Origin of the sequence: Actinokineospora sp. PR83, assembly GCF_021056305.1 — a bacterium.
GTDB classification, from domain to species: domain Bacteria; phylum Actinomycetota; class Actinomycetes; order Mycobacteriales; family Pseudonocardiaceae; genus Actinokineospora; species Actinokineospora spheciospongiae.
Genome location: NZ_JAJCXD010000057.1, coordinates 41,780 through 66,364, shown reverse-complemented (window position 1 = coordinate 66,364; position 24,585 = coordinate 41,780). Strand labels below are relative to the sequence as shown.

General features: G+C 72.6%; 22 protein-coding genes. 11 read left to right on the top strand and 11 right to left on the bottom strand.

The window, feature by feature from the left end; all coding sequences use genetic code 11:
• Nucleotides 1-12 precede the first annotated feature (12 nt).
• The 5 genes from L6E12_RS20025 to L6E12_RS20005 all read right to left on the bottom strand — a co-directional run bounded on the left by L6E12_RS20025 (nucleotide 13) and on the right by L6E12_RS20005 (nucleotide 6,703).
• Nucleotides 13-1,185, bottom strand: a complete 1,173-nt coding sequence (locus L6E12_RS20025) for an ROK family protein (RefSeq protein ID WP_236229453.1) — start codon at nucleotides 1,183-1,185, stop codon at nucleotides 13-15.
• A 16-nt stretch (nucleotides 1,186-1,201) separates the two neighbouring features.
• Nucleotides 1,202-2,629, bottom strand: a complete 1,428-nt coding sequence (locus tag L6E12_RS20020; RefSeq protein WP_236229452.1) for a sugar ABC transporter permease — start codon at nucleotides 2,627-2,629, stop codon at nucleotides 1,202-1,204.
• 16 nt (nucleotides 2,630-2,645) lie between these two features.
• Entirely contained in the window at nucleotides 2,646-3,419 is a 774-nt protein-coding gene (locus L6E12_RS20015; protein ID WP_035280042.1) for an ATP-binding cassette domain-containing protein, read from the bottom strand.
• Between the two features lie 82 nt (nucleotides 3,420-3,501).
• Complete coding sequence (locus tag L6E12_RS20010; RefSeq protein WP_236229451.1) at nucleotides 3,502-4,626, bottom strand: sugar ABC transporter substrate-binding protein; 1,125 nt, start codon at nucleotides 4,624-4,626, stop codon at nucleotides 3,502-3,504.
• 328 nt (nucleotides 4,627-4,954) lie between these two features.
• The gene (locus L6E12_RS20005) at nucleotides 4,955-6,703 is read right to left on the bottom strand and encodes a DEAD/DEAH box helicase (RefSeq protein WP_236229450.1); all 1,749 of its coding nucleotides are present in this window, start codon (nucleotides 6,701-6,703) and stop codon (nucleotides 4,955-4,957) included.
• A 212-nt stretch (nucleotides 6,704-6,915) separates the two neighbouring features.
• Here L6E12_RS20005 and L6E12_RS20000 point away from each other — a divergent pair, with 212 nt between their 5' ends.
• Nucleotides 6,916-8,073, top strand: a complete 1,158-nt coding sequence (locus tag L6E12_RS20000; protein WP_236229449.1) for a YihY/virulence factor BrkB family protein — start codon at nucleotides 6,916-6,918, stop codon at nucleotides 8,071-8,073.
• A gap of 120 nt (nucleotides 8,074-8,193) precedes the next feature.
• Entirely contained in the window at nucleotides 8,194-11,310 is a 3,117-nt protein-coding gene (locus tag L6E12_RS19995) for an efflux RND transporter permease subunit (RefSeq protein ID WP_236229448.1), read from the top strand.
• Nucleotides 11,311-11,408: 98 nt separating this feature from the next.
• On the opposite strand, the gene L6E12_RS19990 is transcribed toward L6E12_RS19995, so the two are convergent.
• Nucleotides 11,409-11,651 carry a DUF3039 domain-containing protein gene (locus L6E12_RS19990; protein ID WP_236229447.1) on the bottom strand — a complete coding sequence of 81 codons (243 nt, stop codon included), beginning with the start codon at nucleotides 11,649-11,651 and terminating at the stop codon, nucleotides 11,409-11,411.
• Nucleotides 11,652-11,719: 68 nt separating this feature from the next.
• On the opposite strand from L6E12_RS19990, the gene L6E12_RS19985 reads away from it, so the two are divergent.
• Nucleotides 11,720-12,517: a sporulation protein gene (locus tag L6E12_RS19985; protein WP_236229446.1), complete on the top strand. Its 798-nt coding sequence runs from the start codon at nucleotides 11,720-11,722 to the stop codon at nucleotides 12,515-12,517.
• A gap of 54 nt (nucleotides 12,518-12,571) precedes the next feature.
• Nucleotides 12,572-13,507, top strand: coding sequence for a pseudouridine-5'-phosphate glycosidase (locus tag L6E12_RS19980; RefSeq protein ID WP_236229445.1), 936 nt, complete (start codon nucleotides 12,572-12,574; stop codon nucleotides 13,505-13,507).
• On the opposite strand, the gene L6E12_RS19975 is transcribed toward L6E12_RS19980, so the two are convergent.
• Genes L6E12_RS19975 through L6E12_RS19965 form a run of 3 tightly spaced genes read right to left on the bottom strand, consistent with a single transcriptional unit; the run spans nucleotide 13,495 to nucleotide 16,032 of the window.
• The gene (locus tag L6E12_RS19975) at nucleotides 13,495-14,445 is read right to left on the bottom strand and encodes an ATP-binding cassette domain-containing protein (RefSeq protein ID WP_236229444.1); all 951 of its coding nucleotides are present in this window, start codon (nucleotides 14,443-14,445) and stop codon (nucleotides 13,495-13,497) included. The genes L6E12_RS19980 and L6E12_RS19975 overlap by 13 nt on opposite strands.
• Nucleotides 14,442-15,242 (bottom strand): ABC transporter permease, encoded by an 801-nt coding sequence (locus L6E12_RS19970; RefSeq protein WP_236229443.1) that lies wholly within the window; start codon nucleotides 15,240-15,242, stop codon nucleotides 14,442-14,444. Before L6E12_RS19970 ends, L6E12_RS19975 begins: the two co-directional genes overlap by 4 nt.
• On the bottom strand, nucleotides 15,235-16,032 hold the full coding sequence (locus tag L6E12_RS19965; RefSeq protein WP_236229442.1) for an ABC-2 family transporter protein: 798 nt from the start codon (nucleotides 16,030-16,032) through the stop codon (nucleotides 15,235-15,237). The genes L6E12_RS19970 and L6E12_RS19965 overlap by 8 nt, the downstream gene beginning before the upstream one ends.
• A 123-nt stretch (nucleotides 16,033-16,155) precedes the next feature.
• On the opposite strand from L6E12_RS19965, the gene L6E12_RS19960 reads away from it, so the two are divergent.
• Nucleotides 16,156-17,046 carry a carbohydrate kinase family protein gene (locus tag L6E12_RS19960; RefSeq protein WP_236229441.1) on the top strand — a complete coding sequence of 297 codons (891 nt, stop codon included), beginning with the start codon at nucleotides 16,156-16,158 and terminating at the stop codon, nucleotides 17,044-17,046.
• Here L6E12_RS19960 and L6E12_RS19955 read toward each other — a convergent pair whose 3' ends face one another.
• Nucleotides 17,047-17,361, bottom strand: a complete 315-nt coding sequence (locus L6E12_RS19955; protein WP_035280055.1) for a DUF3099 domain-containing protein — start codon at nucleotides 17,359-17,361, stop codon at nucleotides 17,047-17,049.
• 126 nt (nucleotides 17,362-17,487) lie between these two features.
• Here L6E12_RS19955 and L6E12_RS19950 point away from each other — a divergent pair, with 126 nt between their 5' ends.
• From L6E12_RS19950 to L6E12_RS19925, 6 genes are all read left to right on the top strand, one after another.
• Nucleotides 17,488-18,204, top strand: coding sequence for a bifunctional 2-polyprenyl-6-hydroxyphenol methylase/3-demethylubiquinol 3-O-methyltransferase UbiG (locus L6E12_RS19950; RefSeq protein WP_236229440.1), 717 nt, complete (start codon nucleotides 17,488-17,490; stop codon nucleotides 18,202-18,204).
• Nucleotides 18,205-18,252: 48 nt separating this feature from the next.
• Complete coding sequence (locus L6E12_RS19945) at nucleotides 18,253-19,737, top strand: methyltransferase (RefSeq protein ID WP_236229439.1); 1,485 nt, start codon at nucleotides 18,253-18,255, stop codon at nucleotides 19,735-19,737.
• On the top strand, nucleotides 19,734-20,159 hold the full coding sequence (gene dtd, locus L6E12_RS19940) for a D-aminoacyl-tRNA deacylase (protein ID WP_236229438.1): 426 nt from the start codon (nucleotides 19,734-19,736) through the stop codon (nucleotides 20,157-20,159). Before L6E12_RS19945 ends, dtd begins: the two co-directional genes overlap by 4 nt.
• A gap of 235 nt (nucleotides 20,160-20,394) precedes the next feature.
• Nucleotides 20,395-21,369 (top strand): sigma-70 family RNA polymerase sigma factor, encoded by a 975-nt coding sequence (locus L6E12_RS19935; RefSeq protein WP_035280058.1) that lies wholly within the window; start codon nucleotides 20,395-20,397, stop codon nucleotides 21,367-21,369.
• 501 nt (nucleotides 21,370-21,870) lie between these two features.
• A complete protein-coding gene (locus tag L6E12_RS19930) occupies nucleotides 21,871-23,532 on the top strand; it encodes a fumarate hydratase (protein ID WP_236229437.1) in 1,662 nt (553 codons plus the stop codon).
• Nucleotides 23,533-23,666: 134 nt separating this feature from the next.
• Nucleotides 23,667-24,047 (top strand): VOC family protein, encoded by a 381-nt coding sequence (locus L6E12_RS19925; protein ID WP_236229436.1) that lies wholly within the window; start codon nucleotides 23,667-23,669, stop codon nucleotides 24,045-24,047.
• 10 nt (nucleotides 24,048-24,057) lie between these two features.
• Here L6E12_RS19925 and L6E12_RS19920 read toward each other — a convergent pair whose 3' ends face one another.
• Nucleotides 24,058-24,585 (bottom strand): hypothetical protein, encoded by a 528-nt coding sequence (locus tag L6E12_RS19920; RefSeq protein WP_236229435.1) that lies wholly within the window; start codon nucleotides 24,583-24,585, stop codon nucleotides 24,058-24,060.

Genomic DNA, 24,585 nt, shown 5'->3' with positions numbered 1-24,585 from the left:
GGACGCGGGGGTTCAGACCATGTCGAGGACCGGTTCGAAGGCCAGTTCGGCGGCGCCGATCAGCTTCACGTCCGAGCCCATCGCCGAGGTGAGGACCCTGGTGCCGCCCACCGCCCGGCTCACCAGGGAGCGGCGGCTGACCTCGGCGCCCACGGCGGAGATCAGCGGCGGGGGCAGGGCGGTGAACAGGTCGCCCAGGACGACCAGTTCCGGGCCGAACACGTTGACGATGTTGACCAGGCCGATGGTCAGGAACTCGCGGAAGTCGCCCAGGACGGCGGTGATCCGCTCGGGGGTGGTCAGGGAGCGCAGTTCGGCGACGACCGCGCCGCGCGGTGTGCCCTCCGGGAGCTTGAGGGCGCGGCACAGGGCCAGTTCGCCCACCTCGGTCTCCCAGCACCCCCGGCTGCCGCAGTAGCAGGGGCGGCCGCGCGGGTTGACCACCATGTGGCCGAGTTCGCCCACGTACCCGGCGGTGCCGCGCAGGGCCGAGCCGTCGGAGATGACGCCGCCGCCGACGCCCACGTCCGCGGAGACGTAGACGGCATCGAGGGAGCCGCGGGCGGCGCCGCGGAGGTGTTCGGCGAGGGCGGCGATCTCCGCGTCGTTGGCGATGCGGATGGGGACAGAGAGGGCGCCGCCAAGGCGGTCGCCCAGGGGGACGTTGGTCCACTGGAGGTTCGGGGCCTCGTGGACGAAGCCGTCGGAGCGGCGGACGACACCCGGGACCGACACGCCCGCCCCGACCAGCCGCACGCCCAGTTCGGCGGCGAGGACCTGGGTGGACTCGATGACGTGGGTGATGACCTCGTCCGGTTCGCTGGCGCGGCCGTGCAGGTTCCAGCTGTTGCGGCCGAGCATCTCCCCGCCCAGGCCGACCAGGGCGATCGCCACCTGCTCGACCCGGATGTCGACCGCGACGACCACCGCGGCGTGCGCCTGCGGGAGGACCAGCAGCGACGGCCTGCCCGCGCCGGTGCGGGCCCGGGGCAGTCGTTCCTCGACCACCCCGGACTCCGCCAGCCCGTCGACCAGTGCCTTGATGGTGCTGCGGTTGAGCCCCAGTTCCGTCGCCAGGGACGCCCGGGTGGTGGGGCCCGCCACGTGCAGCCTGCGCAGCAGCGCGGTCCGGTTGTGCCTGCGCACCTCGTCGGGACGGGCTCCCGCCGTGGGCGTGCTGGTCACGTTCCTGCCTTCCGGTTTACCTGGTGGAGACCGCTGCCCGCCTGCGCGAGAGGGCGTCGACGGTGGCCGCCAGCAACAGTACGAGGCCGGTGACGATGTTGACCACGGCGGCGGGCTGCTTGAGCAGGCCGAGGCCGTTCTCCACGACCGCCAGCACCAGGCCGCCGACCACCGCGTGGAACACCTTGCCCCGCCCGCCGAACAGCGACGTGCCGCCGATGACGGCCGCGCCGACCGCGAACAGCAGGGTGTTGAGGCCACCGGCCTGCGGGTCGACCGAGCCGACCTTCGACGAGTACACGATCGCACCCAGGGCGGCCAGGGAGGAGGTGACGACGAACACGCTGGCCCGGATCTTGCCCACGTTGATGCCCGCGCGCCGGGCCGCCTCGGCGTTGCCGCCGACGGCGTAGATGTGGCGGCCGTAGCGGGTGCGGTTGAGCACGTAGGTGCCGATGACCAGCACCACGAGCACGATCGGCACCACGTACGGGACGCCCTGGATGACGATGGACTCGTTGGGTGAGCGGTTGAGCGTCAGCGCGAAGGTGGCCACCGCGCCGACCAGCGCGACCGCGCCTGCCTTGGCCAGCACCAGCGGCGTGGGCATGGTGACCAGGCCGCGCTTGAGCCTGCTGAAGTGCTCGCCGAGCACAACCGCGGCGTAGCCGCCCGCCGCGACGACGAACAGGACCCAGCTCCCGAGCACGGGCAGGTTGCCGTTGGCGACGGAGAACAGCACCGGCTGGGTGCCGATGCCGAACACGCCGCCGTCGCCGATGAACTGCAGGATGACGCCCTGCCAGGTGATGAACAGCGCCAGGGTCACCACGAACGACGGCATGCCGATCTTGGAGACCAGGAAGCCGGTGACCACGCCGATCGCGGTGCCGACGCAGACCGCCAGCAGCATCTCGATCCACGGGTTCGGCGCCGCACCGACCATGGCGATGACGATGGCGATCCCGGCCATGACCGCGCCCGCCCAGATGCGCATGAACAGCGCCAGGCCCGCCGCGACGACCAGGCCCGCGACGAACACGTAGAACACGGTGGAGCCCATGCCGCCGAGCAGGTTGCCCGAGCGCACGTAGTGCATGGCCATCACCGCCGCGGCCACACCGGAGGCGGTGCCCGCGGACAGGTCGATCTCGCCGAGCAGCAGGACGAACACCAGCCCCATGGCGATGATCATCTTGCCCGCGCCCTGGGCGAGCAGGTTCGCGGTGTTGTCCAGGGTGAGGAAGCTGTCGGACAGCACCCAGAACACCAGCACCATCGCGGCCAGGCCGAGGACGGCGGGCAGCGAGCCCAGCTCGCCGCCGCGCAGCCGCGCGAAGTAGTCGCGCAGCGCCTCGCCGCTGGACTGGGTGGTGGTGTCGATGCCGAAGTCGGAGATGGCGCCGCCGGTGTCGATCTTCTCGGTGGCCGGGGTTTCAGTCATTGGTGTGCCTCAGTGATCAGACTGTCGCGGACTCGGGGCGGGCCAGCCCGAGGTCTCCGGATCGGCCCGCGGTGATCAGCTCGACGACCTGGCCGTGCGTGACGTCCCTGGTCGGCACCTGGGCGACCATGCGGCCCAGGTAGAGGGTGGCGATCCGGTCGGCCACCTCGAACACGTCGGCCATGTTGTGGCTGATCAGCACCACACCCAGGCCCTGCTCGGCCAGCCTGCGCACCAGGTCGAGCACCTGCCGGGTCTGGGCGACGCCGAGCGCGGCGGTCGGCTCGTCGAGCAGCACGACCTTGCTCTCCCACAGCACCGACTTGGCGATGGCCACGGTCTGCCGCTGCCCGCCGGAGAGCGAGGAGACCGGGGTGCGCACCGACTTGACCGTGCGCACCGACAGCGAGGCCAGGGTGTCGCGGGCGGCCTTCTCCATGCTGGCCTCGTCGAGCATCCAGGCGCTGCCGCGCTCGCGGCCGAGGAACATGTTCTGCACGATGTCGAGGTTGTCGGCCAGCGCGAGGTCCTGGTAGACGACCTCGATGCCCAGGTCGGCGGCGTCGCGCGGGCCGTTGATCGTCACCGGCCTGCCGTTGAAGGACACCTGCCCGGAGTCGGTCGGGTGGATGCCCGCCACGCACTTGACCAGGGTCGACTTGCCCGCGCCGTTGTCACCGACGAGTGCGGTGACCTCACCGGCGCGCACGGTGAAGTCCACGTCGTGCAGCACGTGCACGGGTCCGAAGCTCTTGTTGAGCCCGGTGATCTCCAGAATGGGTTCGCTCATGGCGCGATCTCCTACGGGGAGGGACCGCCCCCGGCCCGGCGCGTGGGGGGAGACGCGCCGCGCCGGGGGCGGAGGACTTCGGTCAGCTGATGCCGAGCTGCGAGCACACCGGGGCGAGGTCGCCGCCGCAGATCTCCGACGCCTTCACGTAGCCCTGCGTCACGACCTCCTTGACGGTGTCCTTGGTGGTCAGCTTCGGCTCCAGCAGCACCGACTTCACCTTGCGGTTGGCCTTGGTGTCGTCGCTGCTCTGCTTGGCCAGCGCGTCGGCGCCCGCGGTGTCGCCCTTGGCCAGCAGGGCGGCCAGCGCGGCGGTGTTCTCCGCCTCTTCCTTGATCGGCTTGAACACGGTCATGTACTGGTCGCCGCGCAGGATCGCCATCAGGCCGTCCGCGGTCGCGTCCTGGCCGGTCACCGGGACCTTGCCGTTGAGGCCGTTCTTGCGCAGCACGGTGATCACCGCGCCTGCGAGGCCGTCGTTGGCGGCCACGACGCCGTCGACCTTGCCGCCGTTGCCGGTCAGGATCTGCTCGAAGGTGGTGCCGCCCTTCTGGTTGTCCCACCCGTCGATGGCCTGCTTCTGCACCAGCTTGAGCGTGCCCGCGTCGTACAGCGGCTTCAGGACGTTCTGCTGGCCGTTGTAGAACAGGGTCGCGTTGTTGTCGGTCGGGGCGCCCTCGATCTCGATGACCTGCGCGCCCGGCTTGTCCTTGAGCGCGTCGGCCAGCCCCTGGCCCTGGAGTTCGCCGACCTTCACGTTGTCGAAGGACACGTAGTAGTCGGAGCTGCCGCCGAGGTTGAGGCGGTCGTAGTCGATGGTGGGGATGCCGCGGGCCTTGGCCTTGGTCGCCACCGCGGTGCCGACCTCGGAGTTGATCGAGGCGATGACCAGGACCTTGACGCCCTGGCTGATCATGCCGTCCGCGAGGGTGGTGAACTTCTGCACGTCGCCCTGGGCGTTCTGGATGTCGGGGTCGAGGCCCTTGGCCCTCATCGCCGCTTCCAGCATGGGCTTGTCGAAGCCCTCCCAGCGGGCGGACGTCGCGGTCTCCGGCAGGATCACGCCCACCGGGATGCCGCCGCCACTGCTCGCGGTGTCGCTGGAACCGCCGGAAGCGGGCGGGGTGGCCTGGTTGGCCCCGCACGCCGTCAGGGTCAGGGCCGTACCCAGCCCCGCGGCCAGGAATGCCAGAGTCTTGCTGCGCATCACGATGTCCCTTTCGATGCCGCTGGACGGTGCCGCCTGGGCCCGGGGCGAGCTGTCCGTTCCAAATGTTGTGGGCCACAACATATGCCGTTCGACCGACGTCGGAAACCGGACTGACTCGATTCAGGTCCCTTCGGTGGGACACGGTTTGGCAACGGAGTGGACATCTGCGCGCAATGCGTCCGAACGGGTGTACGGATCGCGTCCGATCGGGTGCGGACCGTAGGCGCGCACACCGGGACACCCGCTCATCGGACCGCTTCCGCAGGTCACCGAGTCGACCCGGGACGCGGGCAGTACCTGACGCGGGGAGTTCGAGCGGGGACCGCTACCAGGAGCGCAGGGTGGCGATGCGCTCTTCGAGCTGCTCCACGGTGGCCATCGCGGTGGGCGGGCCGCCGCAGGTGCGGCGCAGCTCGCCGTGGATCATGCCGTGCGGCTTGCCGGTGCGGTGGTGGGCCATGCCGACCAGGGCGTTGAGCTCCTTGCGCAGCGTCGCCAGGCGCTCCTGGACCGACTGCGGGCGGGCGACCGGGACCTCCCTGGGCTTGGCCGCCTCCTCCGCCGCCTTGCGCGAGCGGGCCTGGAGCTGGTCGTCCTGGCGCTGCTTGAGCAGGGCGCGGACCTGGTCGGGTTCGAGCAGGCCGGGCAGGCCGAGGTACTCCTGCTCCTCGTCGGAGCCGGAGAACGCCGAGGTGCCGAACGAGGAGCCGTCGAAGATGACCTGGTCCAGCTCCGCCGAGGCGCCCAGGGAGGTGAACGCCTTCTCCTCCTCGCCCGGTTCGTCCTTGGTGCGGTTGGCGTCGGCGAGCAGGCCGTCGGCCCAGCCCTCCTCCTCCCGGTGCGGCTTGCCCAGGACGTGGTCGCGCTCGGCCTCCAGCTCGCTGGCGAGGTCGAGCAGCACCGGCACCGACGGCAGGAAGATGCTCGCGGTCTCCCCCGGGCGCCTGGCGCGCACGTAGCGGCCGATGGCCTGGGCGAAGAACAGCGGCGTCGAGGCGCTGGTGGCGTAGACGCCCACGGCCAGCCGGGGCACGTCGACGCCCTCGCTGACCATCCGGACCGCGACCAGCCAGCGGGCGGTGCCCTCGGAGAACTCCTGGATGCGGCCCGACGCCTTCGGGTCGTCGGAGAGCACCAGGGCCGGTTCCTCGCCGGTCATGGTGTGCAGGATCTTGGCGTAGGCCTTGGCGGTGACGTGGTCGGAGGCGATGACCAGCCCGCCCGCGTCCGGGATGCCGCCCTCGCGCAACTGGGTCAGCCGCACGTTCGCCGCGCCCAGCACCGACGGGATCCACTCCCCCGACGGGTCCAGCGCCGTGCGCCAGGCCCGGGCGGTCTGCTCGGCGGTCAGCGGCTCGCCGAGGCGGGCGGAGAACTCCTCGCCCGCGCTGGTGCGCCAGCTCGCCTCACCGGAGTAGGCCAGGAAGATCACCGGTCGGACCACGCCGTCGCGCAGCGCGTCGGAGTAGCCGTAGGTGTGGTCGGCCTTGGAGCGCTGGAAGCCCGCGCCGTCCGGCTCGTACTGGATGAACGGGATCGGCGAGTCGTCGGAGCGGAACGGCGTCCCGGTCAGCGCCAGCCGCCTGGTCGCCGGGGTGAACGCCTCGCGGACCGCGTCGCCCCAGCTCTTGGCGTCGCCGCCGTGGTGGATTTCGTCGAGGATCACCAGCGTCTTGCGCTGCTCGGTGCGCACCCGGTGCAGCGCGGGGTGCGCGGCGACCTGCGCGTAGGTGACCGCGACGCCCAGGTAGTCGCTGGAGGTCTGGCCCATCGAGTTGGTGAAGTTCGGGTCGATCGGGATGCCCGCCGCCGCGGCCGAGGCCGCCCACTGGTGCTTGAGGTGCTCGGTCGGGGCGACGACGGTGATCCGCTCGACCGTGCGGTCGGCGAGCAGCTCGGCGGCGACCCGCAGCCCGAAGACCGTCTTGCCCGCGCCCGGCGTGGCCACCGCGAGGAAGTCCTTGGGCCTGCGGGTGAGGTACATCGTCAGCGCGCGGCGCTGCCAGGCCCGCAGCGGTCGGGCGGGTGGGGTCCGCTGTTCCTGGGTGTCCGGTTCAACCTCGGCCCGGGTCACGGGATGCCCCAGCTCCTTCCAGCCACTCGGCGCACATGCGAACGCCCTCAATCGGCTCGCGCCGGGCGGCGGTGCGCGGCGGTCGGTCCCGGTGTGAGGGCGTCCGTGAGACTACCCGGCCCCCGTCGGTGATCGCCGCCTGACGCGACACGCGGGTAACGATCGCCCGGGCCGTGCGGCCGGATCACCACTGATGAGCCATGCTGGGCGCGATGAACCCGCTGTCCGGACACCCGACCGGCCGCGACGGCGCGCCCCCGCGGCGCCGGGGACCGTGGCGGCTGGTCAAGCGCACCCTGGGCAAGGCGTGGGGCGGGAACATCTTCTCCGAGGCTGCGGAGTCGGCGTTCTGGCAGGTCCTGTCGCTGCCGCCGCTGCTGCTGGGACTGCTCGGCAGCCTCGGTTACGTGGCGGAGTGGTTCGGCCGCGACGTCATCCAATCGGTGCAGGCCAGCATCATCGACATCTCCCGCACCGCGTTCAGCGGCAACGTGGTGACGCAGATCATCGAGCCCACGGTCAGCGACATCCTCACCGTCGGGCGCGGTGAGATCGTCTCGATCGGCTTCCTCATCTCGCTGTGGGCGGGCTCGTCGGCGATGTCGTCGTTCGTCGACGCGATCACCGTGGCGCACGACCAGTACGGGGTGCGCAACGAGGTGTGGCAGCGGATCTTCTCGCTGCTGATCTACATGGCCAGCCTGGTGCTGCTGATCGTGGGGCTGCCGGTGCTGGCGCTGGGACCGGACCTGTTGCCGAACCTGTTCCCGGTGTCCTGGCGGCCGACCATCATCGGTTACCTGTCGTTCACCTACTACCCGGCGATCGGGCTGTTGATCGTGCTGGCGCTGGCCACGCTCTACAAGCTGGCCCTGCCGCGCAAGCTGCCCTGGCACCGCGGGGTCCCCGGTGCGCTGCTGGCGATGGTGTTCTTCATCTTCTCCAGCATCGGCCTGCGGTTCTACATCGGCGCCATCACCTCCACCGGCTACACCTACGGCGCGCTGGCCACCCCGATCGCGTTCCTGCTGTTCGCCTACTTCATCGGGCTCGCGGTGGTGATCGGCGCCTACTTCAACTCCGCCATCCAGGAGCTGTGGCCCGCGAAGATGACCCGGCGGGAGCGGCGGCGCTGGCAGCGGCTGGAGCTGGATCGGGCGGCCGAGCAGATCCGCTCCGGGGAGAGCGCCCGGGCCTGGCGCGACGAGGACCCGGACGCCCGGACCGGGAACGGCACCCGGGGACCCGACTCAGTGGACAGGTCGACCCCACCTCCCCCCGTCGACACTGTGGACGGATCGGAACCGTTGGACACCAAGGAGAACGGGGTGCACCGGACGTCGCACACGCGGGGTGAGACCTCGTCCTGACGGCGTTCCCGGTGGACCGGAAAGGCTCTCAGGTTCGGTGTGCCAGGCTGACGCCACCCCGCGCGGGCAGCGGTGCCGCCGGGGTTTCACCGGGGTCACACCGAGGGGACACACACAGCCATGTCCGTGCTGGCAAGACTGAGCCTGGGCAACCGGGGACTGGTGGGGTTGCTCAGCCTGCTGGTCATCGGGTTCGGCGTCATCGCCCTGCCGTCGCTGCGCCAACAGCTCTTCCCGTCCATCGAGCTGCCCGCCGCGGTGGTCGTCGCGCCCTACCCGGGCGCCTCGCCCGACGTGGTCGACAGCGAGATCGCCGAGCCGATCGCCGCGGCCGCCCGGGGCATCCCCGGTGTCGAGCAGGTCACCACCCGCTCCGCCGAGGGCTCAGCGACGGTGCAGGTGCAGTTCGTCTACGGCACCGACCTCGACGGCGGGGTCGCGCAGATCCAGCAGGCGGTCAACCGGCTGCGCCCGCAGTTGCCGGAGGACGTGGAGCCGACCGTCACGCAGGGCAGCACCGACGACATCCCGGTCGTCACGCTGGCCGCCACGGTGGGCGCCGACGAGGCCGCCACGGCGGCCCGGCTGCGCGCGGAGGTGCTGCCCGGCCTGGAGGAGATCCCCGGTGTGCGGGAGGTGTCGCTGACCGGCGCGCGGGAGCAGACGGTCACCGTGACCCTCGACTACGCGAAGCTCGCCGCGGCCGGGGTGGAGCCGACGGCGCTGACCGCCGCGCTCTCCGCCGCGGGCCGCTCGACGCCCGCGGGAACCCTCAGCGAGGGCGACAACACGCTGTCGGTGCAGGTGGGCGGCCCGCTGGGGTCGGTGGACGACCTGCGGGCGCTGACCGTTCCCGGCCGCGCGGGCCCGGTGCGGCTGGCCGACATCGCCACCGTCGAGCAGGGCCTGGCCGCCCCGACCGCGATCACCCGCACCGACGGCCAGGCCACCCTCGGCGTGTCGATGACCATGACCGCCGACGGCAACGCCGTGGACATCTCCCGGGCGGTGCGCGGCAAGCTCGACGAGCTGGGCCGGTCGGCGGGCACGAAGCTGACCGTCGTCTCCGACCAGGGACCGCAGGTGGAGAAGGCGATCAGCGGCCTGACCACCGAGGGGCTGCTGGGGCTGCTGTTCGCGGTGGTCGTGATCCTGCTGTTCCTGCTGTCGCTGCGCTCGACGCTGGTGACGGCGGTGTCGATCCCGCTGTCGGTGCTGGTGGCGCTGCTGGCGCTGTGGATCGGCGACCTGTCGCTGAACCTGCTGACGCTGGGGGCGCTGACCATCGCCATCGGCCGGGTCGTCGACGACTCGATCGTGGTGCTGGAGAACATCAAGCGACACCTGGGTTACGGCGAGCCCAAGCAGCGGGCGGTGCTCGACGGTACCCGGGAGGTGGCGGGCGCGGTGACCGCGTCGACGCTGACCACGGTGGCGGTGTTCCTGCCGATCGCGTTCGTCGGCGGCATCGCCGGTGAGCTGTTCGGGCCGTTCTCGATCACCGTGACGGTGGCGCTGCTGGCCTCGCTGGTCGTGTCGCTGACGGTGGTGCCGGTGGTGGCGTACTGGTTCCTCAAGCCGCCCGCGGTCCCCGCCGACGCCGCCGCGGCCGAGGCCGCCCGCGAGGCCGCGATCGCCGAGGAGCGCAGGAGCCCGCTGCAACGCGCTTACGTGCCGGTGCTGCGGTTCGCCACCCGCAAGCGCGGGGTGACGGTGCTCGTGGCCCTGCTGATCTTCGCAGGCACGGGCGTGCTGGCGGGCCAGTTGACGACCAACTTCCTCGACCAGTCCGGCAACACCGCGCTGCGGCTGACCCAGGAGCTGCCGCCCGGCGCGAGCCTGGCCGCCCGCGACGAGGCGGCGCGCGAGCTGGAGGCCGTGCTCGGCGAGGCCGAGGAGGTCGAGACCTACCAGGTGACCGTCGGCGGCGACCGGCAGTTCGCGGCCTTCGGCCTCGGCGGCAACGGGGCCACCTCGGCGAACGCCACCGTCCGCGAGGGCACCGACCTGACCGCGTTGCAGGACCGGCTGACCGAGCGGCTGGCCGGCGTGCCCGGTAGCGGCACGGTGAAGTTCGGCGCGGCGGCGGCCGGCTTCGCCTCCGACACCGTGCAGGTCGTCGTCACCGCCCCGGACGCGGCGTCGCTCAAGACCGCCGCGGACGCCGTGCAGCGGGTCGTCTCGGGGACCCCGGGGCTGGCCGAGGTCAGCAACGACCTCGCGGTCAGCGCGCCCCGGGTGCAGGTGCTCGTCGACCAGCGGGCCGCCGCGGCGCGCGGGCTGAGCACGCAGACCGTCGCCCAGTTCGCCACCCAGGCGCTGCGCGGCATCCCGGTCGCGGAGCCGGTGATCGGCGGCACCCGGCAGCAGGTCGTGCTGCGCACCGGGACCGCGCCCGGTGACGTCAACGCCCTGCGCGCCCTCCCGCTGCCCGGCGCGGGCGGCGTGGTGACGCTGGGCGAGGTGGCGCAGGTGTCCACAGTCGACGGTCCGGCCCAGGTCCGGCGCACCGGGGGCGAGCGCAGCACCACCGTCTCGGCCAAGGCGACCGGTGCCGACCTGGGCGCGGTCACCGCCGACCTGACCGCCCGGCTGGACGCGACCCCCCTCGCCGGGGGCGCGGAGTACGAGATCGGCGGGGTCAGCGCCGATCAGGCCTCGACGTTCCAGGACCTCGGGCTGGCCGTGCTGGCGGCCATCGCCATCGTCTTCATGATCATGGTGGCCACGTTCCGCAGCCTGGTGCAGCCGCTGATCCTGCTGGTGTCCATCCCGTTCGCCGCCACCGGCGCGATCGGCCTGCTGCTGGCCACCGGCACCCCGCTGGGCCTGCCGTCGCTGATCGGGATGCTGATGCTGGTGGGCATCGTGGTCACCAACGCGATCGTCCTGATCGACCTGGTCAACCAGTACCGGGCCGACGGCATGTCCGTCGCGGACGCGGTCGTGGAGGGCGGTCGCCGCAGGCTGCGGCCCATCCTGATGACCGCCGCGGCGACCATCTTCGCCCTGGTCCCGATGGCGCTGGGCATCACCGGGGAGGGCGGGTTCATCGGCAAGCCGCTGGCCATCGTGGTCATCGGCGGGCTGATCAGCTCGACCCTCCTGACCCTGGTCCTGGTGCCGACCCTCTACACGGTGGTCGAGGACCTCAAGGAGCGCAGGCGGGCGAAGAAGCTCCCACCGCCGCAGGCCCCGGTCGAGCCGTCACCGGAGCCCGTCACCAGCTCCGCCTGACCCCCGGACGGCGAAGGGCCCCGCGCGTGCGGGGCCCTTCGCCGTCCCTGCGGCCTTCCCACTCCAGGCGCAGCGGCCGCGGGGGGAGCGAACGCCGCTCAGTCCTTCATCTGCTCGTAGATCTTCTTGCAGTCGGGGCAGACCGGGGAGCCGGGCTTGGGGCTCTTCGTCACCGGGAAGACCTCGCCGCACAGGGCCACGACCATGTTGCCCATGACCGCGCTCTCGGCGATCTTGTTCTTGCGGACGTAGTGGAACATCTTCGGCGTGTCGTCGCCGGTGGTCTCGGTGCCCTCCGGGCGGGTGTCGACCTCGGGGAGGGTCTGGGTGGGTGCGCTCATGGCTCCATGATGCAACACCGCGCCGAAAACCCGCTCGGGCGGTGGCGCCGTGCGGCAGGATGCCGGGCATGTTCCAGAAGGTGCTGGCCGGTTTCGGCTCCGGTGGGGCGAAGGTCGACGCCCGCCTCCTCGACCGCGCCGTCCGGCCGGGCGGCGTCCTGCACGGCGAGGTGCTGCTCCTCGGCGGGCAGGTCGACCAGGAGGTCGACGCGCTCGGCGTCACCCTGCTGACCAGGGTGGAGACCGGCGACGGCGGCAAGACCGCCGACCTGCCGGTGCAGACCGTGCGGCTGGCCGACCACGAGACGGTTCGGGCTGGCAGTCAGCTCCGGGTGCCGTTCGAGGTGCACCTGCCCTGGGAGACGCCGGTGACCACGGTGTTCGGCAAGCACCTGACCGGCATGGCGGTGGGCCTGCAGACCAACCTCGACCTGGCGGGCGCGGTGGTCGACCCGCAGGACGTGGACGCGGTGGCGGTCGAGCCGCTGCCCGCCCAGCACCGGGTCCTGGACGCGGTGAGCAGGCTCGGCTTCACCTTCCGCGAGGCGGGCATGGAGCGCGACCGGCTCGACGGCGTCGACCAGCAGCTCCCGTTCTTGCAGGAGATCGCCTTCGGCCCCTCCCCCGCGTTCGAGCGGGTCTTCGACCGGGTGGTGGTGACGTTCCTGGCCCGGCCCGCCGACGTGCAGGTGGTGCTGGAGGTGACCAAGCGGGTGCGGGTGGCCAGGGGCGGTGGCCTGGGCAACCGCGGGCAGGCGTTCCTCGGCTCGTTCACCGTGGCCCACGCGGCGGTCGGGGCGAACTGGGAGCAGCGGCTGGAGGGCTGGTTGCGGCAGGTCGCGGCCCCGCGCGGCATCTTCGACTGAGCCCGGCCGACCCCGGGCGCGCGGGCGGGCTGGGGCTGACGCATGATGCCCGGCGTGAGTGGAACCGAGCACCTGGTCCTGGCCGAAGAGGTCGCCGACGCGCTGGCCGAGGGCCGCGGCGTCGTCGCGCTGGAGAGCACCCTGCTGGCGCACGGGCTGCCCGCGTCGGTGAGCCTGGACGTCGGCAGGCGGCTGGAGGACGTCGTCCGGGCGGCCGGGGCGGTCCCGGCGACCATCGCCGTGCTCGACGGCCGGGCCAGGGTCGGCCTCGACGGCGGGCAGTTGGAGCGGCTGTGCGCCGACGACTCCGGCCTGCGCAAGCTCTCCCGCCGCGACCTGGGCCCGGCGCTGGCCCTGGGCCACGACGGGGCGACCACGGTGGCCGCGACCGCGACCCTGGCCGCCCAGGCGGGCATCGGCGTGTTCGCCACCGGCGGCCTCGGCGGCGTGCACCTGACCGTGCCGCGCGGCGCGGCGGCCTGGGACGTCTCCGCCGACCTCGACGTGCTGTCGGCGACCCCGGTGACGGTGGTGTGCTCCGGGGTGAAGTCGGTCCTCGACATCGCCGCGACGGTGGAGGTGCTGGAGACCCGGTCGATCCCGGTCCTGGGCTACCGCACGGACTCCTTCCCCAGCTTCTACCTGCGGGTGTCCGCCTTCGAGGTGCCGTGGCGGGTCGAGGACCCGAAGCAGGCCGCCGCCGCGATCGCCGCGCACCGCGACCACGTGCCCGGCGGTGCGGGCGTGCTGCTGGTGAACCCGATCCCGGCGGAGCACGAGCTGGACCGGGAGCTGCACGACCGGCTGCTGCTGGAGGGCATGGACCTGCTGCGCGAGCGCGACGTCCGCGGCAAGGACGTCACCCCGGTGCTGCTCGACCACTTCCACCGCGGCAGTGGCGGCGCCAGCCTCACCGCCAACATCGAACTGGTCGCCGACAACGCCAGGGTGGCCGCCGAGGTCGCGGTGGAGCTGGCTCAGCCCCGGTAGATCCTGGCCACGACGTCCTCGATGTCGGGTTCCTGCACGGACAGGTCGCGCAGCGGCACGATCCTGGCGAGCGCGGCGACCACCTCGCCCGCCGCCCGGCCGTCGAGGGTCAGCGTGACCCGGGTGCCGTCGGCCTCCACCGCCGTCACCGCGGCGCCCGGCACGGTCTGCCCGACGGGCCAGGGCGCGTCGAGGTCGGCGACGATCGTGCGGCGCGAGCCGTAGCGGGTGTGCAGGGCGTCGAGGGAGCCGTCGTGCACGACCCGGCCGTGGTCGATCACCACCAGCCGCTCGCACAGCTTCTCGATGTCGGCGAGGTCGTGCGTGGTCAGCACGACGGTGGTGTCGCCGCGGCGGTCCAGCTCGGTGAGGAACCCGCGGACGGCCTGTTTGCTCAGCACGTCGAGGCCGATGGTCGGCTCGTCGAGGAACAGCACCTCCGGGCCGTGCAGCAGCGCCGCGGTCAGCTCGCCGCGCATCCGCTGCCCGAGGGAGAGCTGGCGGACCGGGGTGCGGGTGAACTCGTCGAGGCCGAGCAGGTCGGAGCAGGTGCGCAGCCGGGCGGTGTGCTCGGCGGCGGGCACCCGGTAGATGTGGCGCAGCAGTTCGAAGGACTCCCCCAGCGGCAGGTCCCACCACAGCTGCGAGCGCTGCCCGAACACCACCCCGATCCGGCGGGCCAGCGTCGTGCGGTCGGCCACCGGGTCCAGCCCGCACACCCGCACCCGGCCGGCGCTGGGGGTCAGCACACCGGTGAGCACCTTGAGGGTGGTGGACTTCCCCGCGCCGTTGGGCCCGATGTAGCCGATCAGCTCACCGCGCCCGACGACCAGGTCCACCCCGTCCACAGCGGACACGACGGTGCGCTCGCGGCGCAGTCGCCCTGCCTTGGTGGTGACGGTGAAGTCCTTGCGCAGACCGGAAACCTCGATGATCATGATCCCGTGCTCCGGTAGTTGCGGACCCCCGCGCGCCAGAACAGCGCGGCGAGGCAGGCGGCGACGAGCGCGACCACCGGCGAACACCAGCGCAGCCAGTCCGGCAGGCCGAGCGGGTCCGAGCGGCCGAGCAGGGCGAGGGCGGGCAGGTACGCCACGAACGCGAACCCCAGGGCGATGGCGAACAGGTCGCGGAACCAGCCGCCGAACATGGTGACCGGGTAGGAGGTGAAGTCCCGGCCGCCGTAGGTGAACGCGTTGGCGACCTCCCCGGACTCGATCCACCAGAACGCCACGGTGGCCCCGGCGACGAACAGGCTGCCGAAGAAGACCCCGCCCACCAGCGGCGCGACCACCGCCAGCACGGCCGCGCCGACGGTCCAGTGCACCCCCGCGACGGCCAGCGCGACGACGTAGAGCACGAGCCCCTGCACGACGCGGCCGACCCGGCGGAAGGCGAAGTTCACCGCCACGAGCTGCGCCAGCGTCGACAGCGGTCGCAGCAGCAGCGAGTCGAACTGCCCGCTGCGCACGTACTCGCGCAGCCGGTCGGCGGTGCCCACGGCCATGTCGGCCAGGGAGAACGACGACGCCGACAGCGCCGCCATGAGCAGCACCGGCCCGCCGCCGAACCCGCCGAGTCCCCCGGTCACCGAGAACAGCACGAAGACCGTGGCGATGTCGAGGGCGTTGACCGCCATGCTGCCGAACAGGTCGATCAGGAACGAGGCCCGGTACTGCGCCTGGGAGCGGATCTGCGCCCGGACGACGTGCGCGTAGACGCGGGCGCTAGCCACCCTGCACCACCAGCCTGCGCACCCCGCGCCGCTGCACCACCCGGCAGGCCCAGAGCAGCAGAAGGGCCCACGCGGCCTGCCCGGCGAGCACCAGCAGCCCGTGCCCGAGCCCGCCGCGCTCGACCGCGATGTCGATCGAGGACTGCATCAGCACCGGGAACGGCGTGGCCACCCACAGCAGCGTCGAGAGCCACTCCGGCAACACCGCCAGCGGGAAGTACAGGCCGCTGGCGAAGCCGGAGAAGAACACCCACACCATGTTCAGCCCGCGGATGTCGAGCAGCCAGAACGCGGTGAGGCCGATCAGGTAGCGGCAGGCGAAGCCGGTGACCACCGCCAGCACCAGCGACAGGAGCAGGACCGGGTACACCAGCGGGTTGTCCGGCACGTACAGCCCGAACGCGACCGCGCCCACCGCCAGCGGGACGGCGAGCCGGGTCAGCACGGCGAAGCAGGCCCGGCCCAGGTCGGTCCACAGGTAGGTCCACAGTGGATCGATCGGGCGCAGCAGGTCGGCGACCACGTCCCCGGTCCGCACCCGCTCGGCCAGGTCCAGCGGCGTCCAGCTGTTGACCACGGCGAGCATCCCCTGCCCGAGCCAGACGTAGGTGACCAGCTCCGGGCCGCTGTAGCCCGCCACCGTGCCCGCCTCCGCGGCGACCGAGAGCAGCAGGTAGCAGCGCAGGAAGCCGAAGACGCTGTTGGTGAAGATCCCGGCGACGGTGGCCTGGCGGTAGGTGGAGTAGCGGCGGAACCCGGCCGCGAGGAGGGCCAGCGGGGCGCGCGACACTGCCTGCCTCCTCCGGGGGTCGTGGCCGCGGACGGGGCGGCCGAAGGGGCTTTCTACCCTAGGGCGCCGGGCGCCCGCGACCCGGTTTCCGCACCGACGCAGTTCGCCCCGCTGGAGGACCGCATGCCCGACGCCCCCGCCGTGGTCGTGGTCGGCGACGCCGCGCTGGACGTGCTCGCCCGCCACCGCGACCCGATCGCGCACGGCGGCGACACCCGGGCCCGGGTGCGGATCACCCCCGGCGGGGCGGGCGCGAACACCGCCGCCTGGCTCGCGCACGCCGGGGCGGCGACCACCCTGGTCGCCAGGGTCGGCGCGGACACCGCCGGGCAGCAGGTCCGGGCCGAACTGGAGGCGATGGGCGTGGCCTGCGCCTTCGCGGTCGACCCGACAGCGGCCACCGGCTGCGTGGTCGTGCTGGTCGACGACACCGGCCAGCGCAGCATGCTGCCCGACCGGGGCGCCAACACCGGTCTGGTGGGCGCCGACGCGCACCCGGCCGTGCTCGCCGCCGCGGACCACCTGCACCTGTCCGGGTACGTGCTGCTCGACGAGACCTCGCGCCAGGGCGGCCTGGACGTGCTGGCGGCGGCGCGGGCGGCGGGCCTGAGCACCTCGGTGGACCCGCAGTCGGCCGCGCTGATCGAGGACCCGGCGGCGTTCCTGGACTGGGTGCGCGGCACCGACCTGCTGCTGCCCAACAACGACGAACTGCACGCCCTGACCGGCTCGCGCGACCCGCTGAGCGCGAAGTCGCTGCTCGACGCCGTGGGCGCGGTGGCGGTCACGGACGGGCCGCGGGGTGCGTGCTGGGTGTCACCGGACACGGTGGTGTCGGTCCCGGCGGGGGAGGCCACCTGCGTGGACTCGACCGGGGCCGGGGACGCGTTCGACGCGGGTCTGCTGGTGGCGTGGCTGTCCGGGGCGGGCCCGGAGGAAGCGCTGCGGGCGGGTGTGGCCGCGGGGAGCGCGGCCGTGGGCCGGGTGGGCGCACGACCGCTCGTCCGCGGCTGATCAGCCCTCGATCACCTCGTGGTTCTTCGCCTCGATCGCGGTGGCCTCGCGCCGGTAGCGGTTGACCTTCTCCGCCTTGCGCGGCGGCCGGTCGTTGGCGATCAGCACCGCGATCCAGGGCAGCGGGACCGACAGCGCGACGAACCCCAGGGCCAGCCACCAGGTGTGGTAGGTCAACCCCGCCAGCAGCAGGCAGGGGATGCGCAGGCTCATCATGATCATGTACTTGCGCTTGCGGGCCGCGAACTGGTCTTCGTACGACGGCTCGGCCTCGGTGATCAGAACCGGGGTGCCGCCACGGTCGGAGTCCTTCACGACACCACCTCCTCGCTCATCGTAGAACGCGGTAGTACTAGCACCGCATCCCCAGCTTGCGCCATCCGGGTGGACATGGCCACGTGAGTCGAAGCGCATTCGGTGTCCCCCGGTAGAAAAGGAGCCATGGCCCAGACCCGCCGGGAGAGTCCGCTCGCCCGGCTGCGGTATCGCGTCGCGGCCGCCAACCTCGCGCGCCACCTGCCCGGGGAGCCGTGCCGGGTGCTGGACGTGGCGGGCGGCGCGGGCGGCGACGCGCTGCCGCTGGCCGCGCTCGGCCACGAGGTCACCGTCCTCGACCCGGCGGGCGCCCTGCTGGAGTGCGCCCGCACCCACGCCGAGGGCCTGCCCGGCCGGGTGCACGTGGTGCAGGCCCACGCCGAGGACGTGCCGCACCTGTTCACCGCCGCCGCCTTCGACGTGGTGCTCTGCCACGGCCTGCTGCACCACGTCGACGACCGGGTGGCGCTGCTGCGCGCGGTGACCGCCCCGCTGCGCCCCGGTGGCCTGCTGTCGGTCGTCGGCCCCAACCCGGCCGCCGACCCGCTCATCGCCGCGGACGCGGGCGACCTCGACCGCGCGCTCGCCCTCGCAGGCTCCGGCCGGGTCTGGGTGGACGGGGTGCGGGCCGCGCTGCCCGCCTGCTCCGCCGACGACGTCCGCGCCGACCTCACCGCGCTGGGCGCAGAGCCGATCGCGCACTACGGCATCCGCTGCGTCGCCGACCTGGTGCCGCCCCGGGTCGACCCGGACGCGCTGGAGGTCCTGGAGCTGGCCCTCGCCGACCGGATGCCCTACCCGCTGCTCGCCCGCTTCTTCCACCTGCTCGCCCGCCGGGGCTGATCGGGCGGGGCGTGCGAACATGCCCCGGTGTCCAACCGGCTTCCCGTCATGACCGACGACTTCTGCCTGCGCCTCGCCGACTCACTGCGCGAGGCCGACTACGACGGCGACGGGGTGGTGGCCGCCCTCGGTGAGCAGGCGCACGCCGCCCTGGGCCGCAACGAACCCGAGCCCGCCCGCCGCGCCACCCGCGGCGGCTCCCCGGTGGAGACGCTGATCCGGCTGTTCCTCGTCGGCGACGCCCAGCCCCGCGAGCGCGTCGCGGCGGCCCTGACCGGCGTCGACCTGGACGAGGCCACCGCCACCGGCCTGCTGCGCGTCGACGGCGGCACCGTGCGCGCCGGGCTGGACCTGCGCCCGCACGCCGACGAGGACGGCTCCTGGTGGGTGCTCGCCGACCTCGACTCCGACCAGCTCGGCGGCCCGGTCGGCACTGACCACGTGCTCGGCATCGGGCACGCCTCGCTCAGCCTGGCCAGGGCCACCACCCGCCGCCCGGTCGGCACCGTGCTCGACCTGGGCACCGGCTGCGGCGTGCAGGCGCTGCACGCGAGCAGGCACGCGGGCGCCATCACCGCCACCGACCTGTCCTCGCGGGCGCTGGCGTTGGCCTCGGCGACCTTCCGGCTCAACGCGCTCAAGGTGGAGACGCTGCGCGGGTCGTGGTTCGAGCCGGTCGAGGGCCGCACGTTCGACCAGGTGGTGTGCAACCCGCCGTTCGTCGTCGGGCCGCCCCGGGTGGACTACGTCTACCGCGACTCCGGGCTCGCGGGCGACGACGCCAGCGCGCTGGTGGTGCGCGGGGTGCCGAAGGTGCTCAACCCCGGCGGTACCGGGCAGTTCCTGGCCTCCTGGCTGCACCGGCGCGGCGAGGACTGGGCCGACCGGGTGACGTCCTGGCTGCCCGACGAGGGCGTGGACGCCTGGTTCGTGCAGCGCGACGTCGCCGAACCCGCGCTCTACGTCGGCACCTGGCTGCGCGACGCGGGCATCGACCCCCGCTCGGCGGAGGGCTCGGCCAAGGCATCGGCGTGGTTGGACTGGTTCGACGAGAACGGCGTCTCCGGTGTCGGCTTCGGCTTCGTGACGCTGCGCGCCACCGACAGCGACACCGAGGTGGCCTGCGAGGACCTGCGCCACCACTACGACGACCCGCTGGGCGAGGAGGCGGGCCGCTGGCTGGACCGGGTGGCCTGGCTGCGCGCGCACGCCTCCGCCGAGGCCCTGCTGGCCGCGACCTACGTGGTGGCGCCGACGGTGGTGCTGGAGCGGGTCGCCGAGCCGGGCGACGACGGCTGGCGCGAGCTGGTCCGCAGGCTGCACCGCACCGACGGGCCGGGCTGGCAGCAGGAGACCGACGAGCTGGTGACCGCCCTGCTGGCGGGCTGCCGGGGCGCGCTGCCGATGGGCGAACTGCTGGCGCTGCTGGCCGCCGGGCACGGGGTGCCCGCCGGGGAGGTCGTGGCCGCGGCGGTCCCGGTCGTGGCGGACCTGGTCACGCACGGGATGCTGCTGCCGGTGGACCTGGCGTGAGGGCGGTCGTCGCCCGCGTGACCCGGGCGTCGGTCGTGGTCGACGGCGAGACCGTCGGCGCGATCGACGAACCGGGGCTGCTGGTCCTGCTCGGGGTGCACGTGGAGGACACCGCGGCGCAGGCCGCCACCATGGCGCGCAAGCTGCACGAGCTGCGGCTGCTCCGGGACGAGGAGTCATGCGCCGACACCGGGGCCCCGCTGCTGGTGGTGAGCCAATTCACACTCTACGGCGATGCCCGCAAGGGCCGCCGCCCGTCGTGGACCGCGGCCGCCCGGCCGGAGGTCGCCGAACCGCTCGTGACCGCGACCGTGGCCGACCTCCGGGCCCGCGGTGCCCGGGTGCAGACCGGTCGGTTCGGCGCCGAGATGGCGGTCGAGAGCGTCAATGACGGCCCCTTCACCGTGGTCCTGGACATCTGAGGCACCCGCGCGCACCTCGAACCGTCTGCGGTGGACGGTGGCGGTCGGCGGGTGACCGAAGTCCCTGTTCGTTCCCCCGGTTCCCGGGTACCCCCGGAGTTCTCAGCCAAAGCTCAGGCAAACCTGAGCAACCGCGCAGGTCGACGTGGCGTCATCCATGTGGGAGAGCGGGAACGAATCCGGTCCCCACGGCGTTTCCACAGTCAGAACCACCGCGACAGGGGGAGGGAGCACCATGACGGTCCCGCAGCAGCGCGAGTCCGAGCAGCTCACCTACGAAGCCGACCTCGACGCCCAAGGGCCCGCCGCCGACCTCGTCCGGGTGTACCTCAACGGAATCGGCCGCACGGCACTGCTCACCGCGGCGCAGGAGGTGGAGCTGGCCAAGCGCATCGAGGCGGGGGTCTTCGCGCAGCACATGCTCGACACCGCGCCCGCGCTGTCCCCCGCGCGCCGCGCCGAGTTGCGCGCGCTGGTGGCCGACGGGCTCTCCGCCAAGAACCACCTGCTCGAGGCGAACCTGCGGCTGGTCGTGTCGCTGGCCAAGCGCTACACCGGCCGCGGGATGCCGCTGCTCGACCTGATCCAGGAGGGCAACCTCGGGCTCATCCGCGCGGTCGAGAAGTTCGACTACACCAAGGGTTTCAAGTTCTCCACCTACGCCACGTGGTGGATCCGCCAGGCCATCACCCGAGGCATGGCCGACCAGGGCCGCACCATCCGGCTCCCGGTCCACCTGGTCGAGCAGGTCAACAAGCTCGCCAGGATCAAGCGCGACCTGCACCAGTCCCTGGGCCGCGAGGCCACCAAGGACGAGCTGGCCAAGGAAGCGGGCCTGACCCCGGAGAAGGTCGCCGACCTGCTCGACCACGCCCGCGACCCGGTGAGCCTGGACATGCCGGTCGGTGCCGAGGAGGACGCCCCGCTGGGCGACTTCATCCAGGACGGCGAAGCGACCGACGCCGAGAGCGCGGTCATCTCCGGCCTGCTGCAGGACGACATGCGCCGCGTCCTGGCCACCCTGGACGACCGCGAGCAGTCCGTCATCCGCCTGCGCTACGGCCTCGACGACGGCCAGCCGCGCACCCTTGACCAGATCGGCAAGAGCTTCGGCCTCTCCCGCGAGCGGGTCCGCCAGATCGAGCGCGAGGTCATGTCCAAGCTCCGCCAGGGCGAGCGGGCCGAGAAGCTCCGCGCCTACGCCAGCTAGCCCAACCGATCACCTACAGCTCCGAGATCAGGCCGGTCCCCCCGCGGACCGGCCTGATCGTTTTGGGGGAACTTCCAGAAAACGAGCAACCTTCGCTCCCTCCACGCCGTCCTGGTATGCGAGTCACCCGAACAGCAGCGTTGACATGTGACCCCGGTCACGAGAACCTGAGTGACCCACAATCTTGGCGGACCGGCGACCCCGGCATCCGCCTGCGACGGGAGGTCGGGACGGCCGGGGGCCGCCCCGGCCTTCCGGCATCCCGGGGGGTGTTCGCGCTTCGCGCTTCCCCCTTGCCTCCAGGGTCGTACCTGGGGGGCGACCCCCCAGACCCCCACGGTGCGGTGGGTTCCTGAACCAGCGTGGTCGTGGCGGGCTTCGCAGGCTGCGGCTTGGGGCTGGGTGTGGCGGCGGTTACGCGGGGTCCGGATCACAGGGAGCCCGCGTGGGGGCGGGGGTAGGTTCCTTGGCACATCTCGCGCGCAAGGGAGCCCGCTCATCGTGACCGCCACCACGAACTTCGAGTACACCGACGTCCTGCCGCTCGCGCCCGACACCACCACCGAGTACCGGCTCGTCAGCCCGGACGGGGTCAGCGTGGTCGAGGCCGCCGGGCGCCGGTTCCTCCAGGTCGAGCCGGAGGCGCTGACCCTGCTCGCCAAGGAGGCGATCAAGGACATCCAGCACCTGCTGCGCACCAGCCACCTCGCCCAGCTCCGCGCGATCGTCGACGACCCCGAGGCCAGCGGCAACGACCGGTTCGTGGCCATGGACCTGCTGCGCAACGCGTGCATCGCCGCGGGCGGCGTGCTGCCGATGTGCCAGGACACCGGCACCGCGATCGTCATGGGCAAGCGCAGCGAGAACGTGCTGACCGGCGGCACCGACGAGCAGGCGCTCTCCCGGGGCATCTTCGAGGCCTACCAGGAGCTGAACCTGCGGTACTCGCAGATGGCCCCGGTCACCTTCTGGGACGAGAAGAACACCGGCAGCAACCTGCCCGCCCAGATCGACATCCACACGAAGCCGGGCACCGACCCCGGCTACGAGTTCCTGTTCATGGCCAAGGGCGGCGGTTCGGCGAACAAGACCTTCCTCTACCAGGAGACCAAGGCCGTCCTGAACCCGACGCGGCTGGCGAAGTTCCTCGACGAGAAGCTGCGCTCCCTGGGCACCGCCGCCTGCCCGCCGTACCACCTGGCGATCGTCGTCGGCGGCCTCAGCGCCGAGCAGAACCTCAAGACGGCGAAGCTGGCCTCCGCCCGCTACCTGGACAACCTGCCCACCGAGGGCTCCGCCCTGGGCCACGCCTTCCGGGACGTGGACCTGGAGCGGCAGGTGCTGGACATGACCCGGCAGTTCGGCATCGGCGCCCAGTTCGGCGGCAAGTACTTCTGCCACGACGTGCGGGTGATCCGGCTGCCCCGGCACGGCGCCTCCTGCCCGGTCGGGCTCGCGGTGTCCTGCTCGGCGGACCGGCAGGCCAAGGCGAAGATCACCCCGGACGGGGTGTTCCTGGAGGCGCTGGAGCGCGACCCGGCCCGGTTCCTGCCCGAGGTGCACGGCGAGGAGCTGTCCGACGAGGTGGTCCAGGTCGACCTGACCCGGCCCATGTCGGAGATCCGCGAGCTGCTGGCGACGCTGCCGGTCAAGACGCGGCTGTCGCTGACCGGTCCGCTGGTGGTCGCCCGCGACATCGCCCACGCCAAGATCAAGGAGCGCCTGGACGCGGGCGAGGGGATGCCGCAGTACCTCAAGGACCACCCGGTCTACTACGCAGGCCCGGCCAAGACCCCCGAGGGCTACGCTTCCGGGTCGTTCGGGCCGACCACCGCCGGGCGGATGGACTCCTACGTCGAGCAGTTCCAGGCCGCGGGCGGGTCGATGGTCATGCTGGCCAAGGGGAACCGCTCCAAGCAGGTGACCGACGCCTGCCAGGCGCACGGCGGCTTCTACCTCGGTTCCATCGGCGGCCCGGCCGCGCGGCTGGCGCAGGACTGCATCCGCAAGGTCGACGTGCTGGAGTACGCCGAACTGGGCATGGAGGCGGTGTGGAAGATCGAGGTGGAGGACTTCCCGGCCTTCGTCGTGGTGGACGACAAGGGCAACGACTTCTTCGCGGGCACCTCCGCGCCGACGCTGCAGATCTCGTTCCGCCGCTGACGTCCTGAGTGGACACCCGAGGGGGTTGCGCCTTGACGGGCGCGGCCCCCTCGGTGTTTGATCGTCGCCGTCGCGTGTCCCAGGGGCGTCTCGCTCGGGGCATGGAGGCAGTGATCCGATCCTTGGGGGATCCGATGACGATCCAGTTCAACCACACCATCGTGCACGCCGTCGACCGGGAGAAGTCCGCGCGCTTCTTCACCGACATGTTCGCCCTGCCCGACCCGGTCGAGTTCGGCCCGTTCCTGGCCGTGCGCCTCGCCAACGGCTGCACGCTCGACTTCGCCCAGTCACCGGGCGAGGTCGCCCCGCAGCACTACGCCTTCCTCGTCTCCGAGGAGGAGTTCGACCACGTCCACGGCCGGATCACCGAACTGGGCCTGGACCACTGGGCCGATCCCCGGCAGCAGGGCGTGAACCAGATCAACCACAACGACGGCGGCCGAGGCGTCTACTTCCTCGACCCCAGCGGCCACTACCTCGAAGCCATCACCGTCCCCTACGGCGGTTGGTGACCCCGGACCGTCACCCGGTGGCCTCGACCACCACGGTCCGGAGGCCCAACGGCGCCGACAACGCGACGGTGACCACCTCCTCGGTGAGCACCTGCGTGCAGATCGGCCCGTCCACCGGACCGCCCTGCGGGGTGGTCCTCGGCGCCAGCAGCACCCGGACCTCGTCCGCCGACTCCAGGGCCGTACCGCCGACCCCGGCGCAGCTGTCCCTGGCCACCCCGACCACGCGCAGCGCCAGCCCGTCCGCGGCGACCCACGCCCGCCGCTGCTGCCGGTACTCCGCGGGCAGCGCCCGGGTGTCCAACCGGTCGGCGGGCAGTTCGGTGTAGCCCGGAGGGGCGTCGGTCGCGGTCGGCGGCACGATCGCGACCGACGGCGCGGGTCTGCCGGTCGGCTTGTCGATCGACGGGACGACGGGCACCGCGGTCTGCGCCAGCGGACCCGCCGGGAGCACCGTCGTCTCACCGGCGGCCCCGCAGGCCGCGAGCAGCGCCAGGGCGGAACCCGTGACCAGCGCCGACAGCAGTCTTCGTGTCAT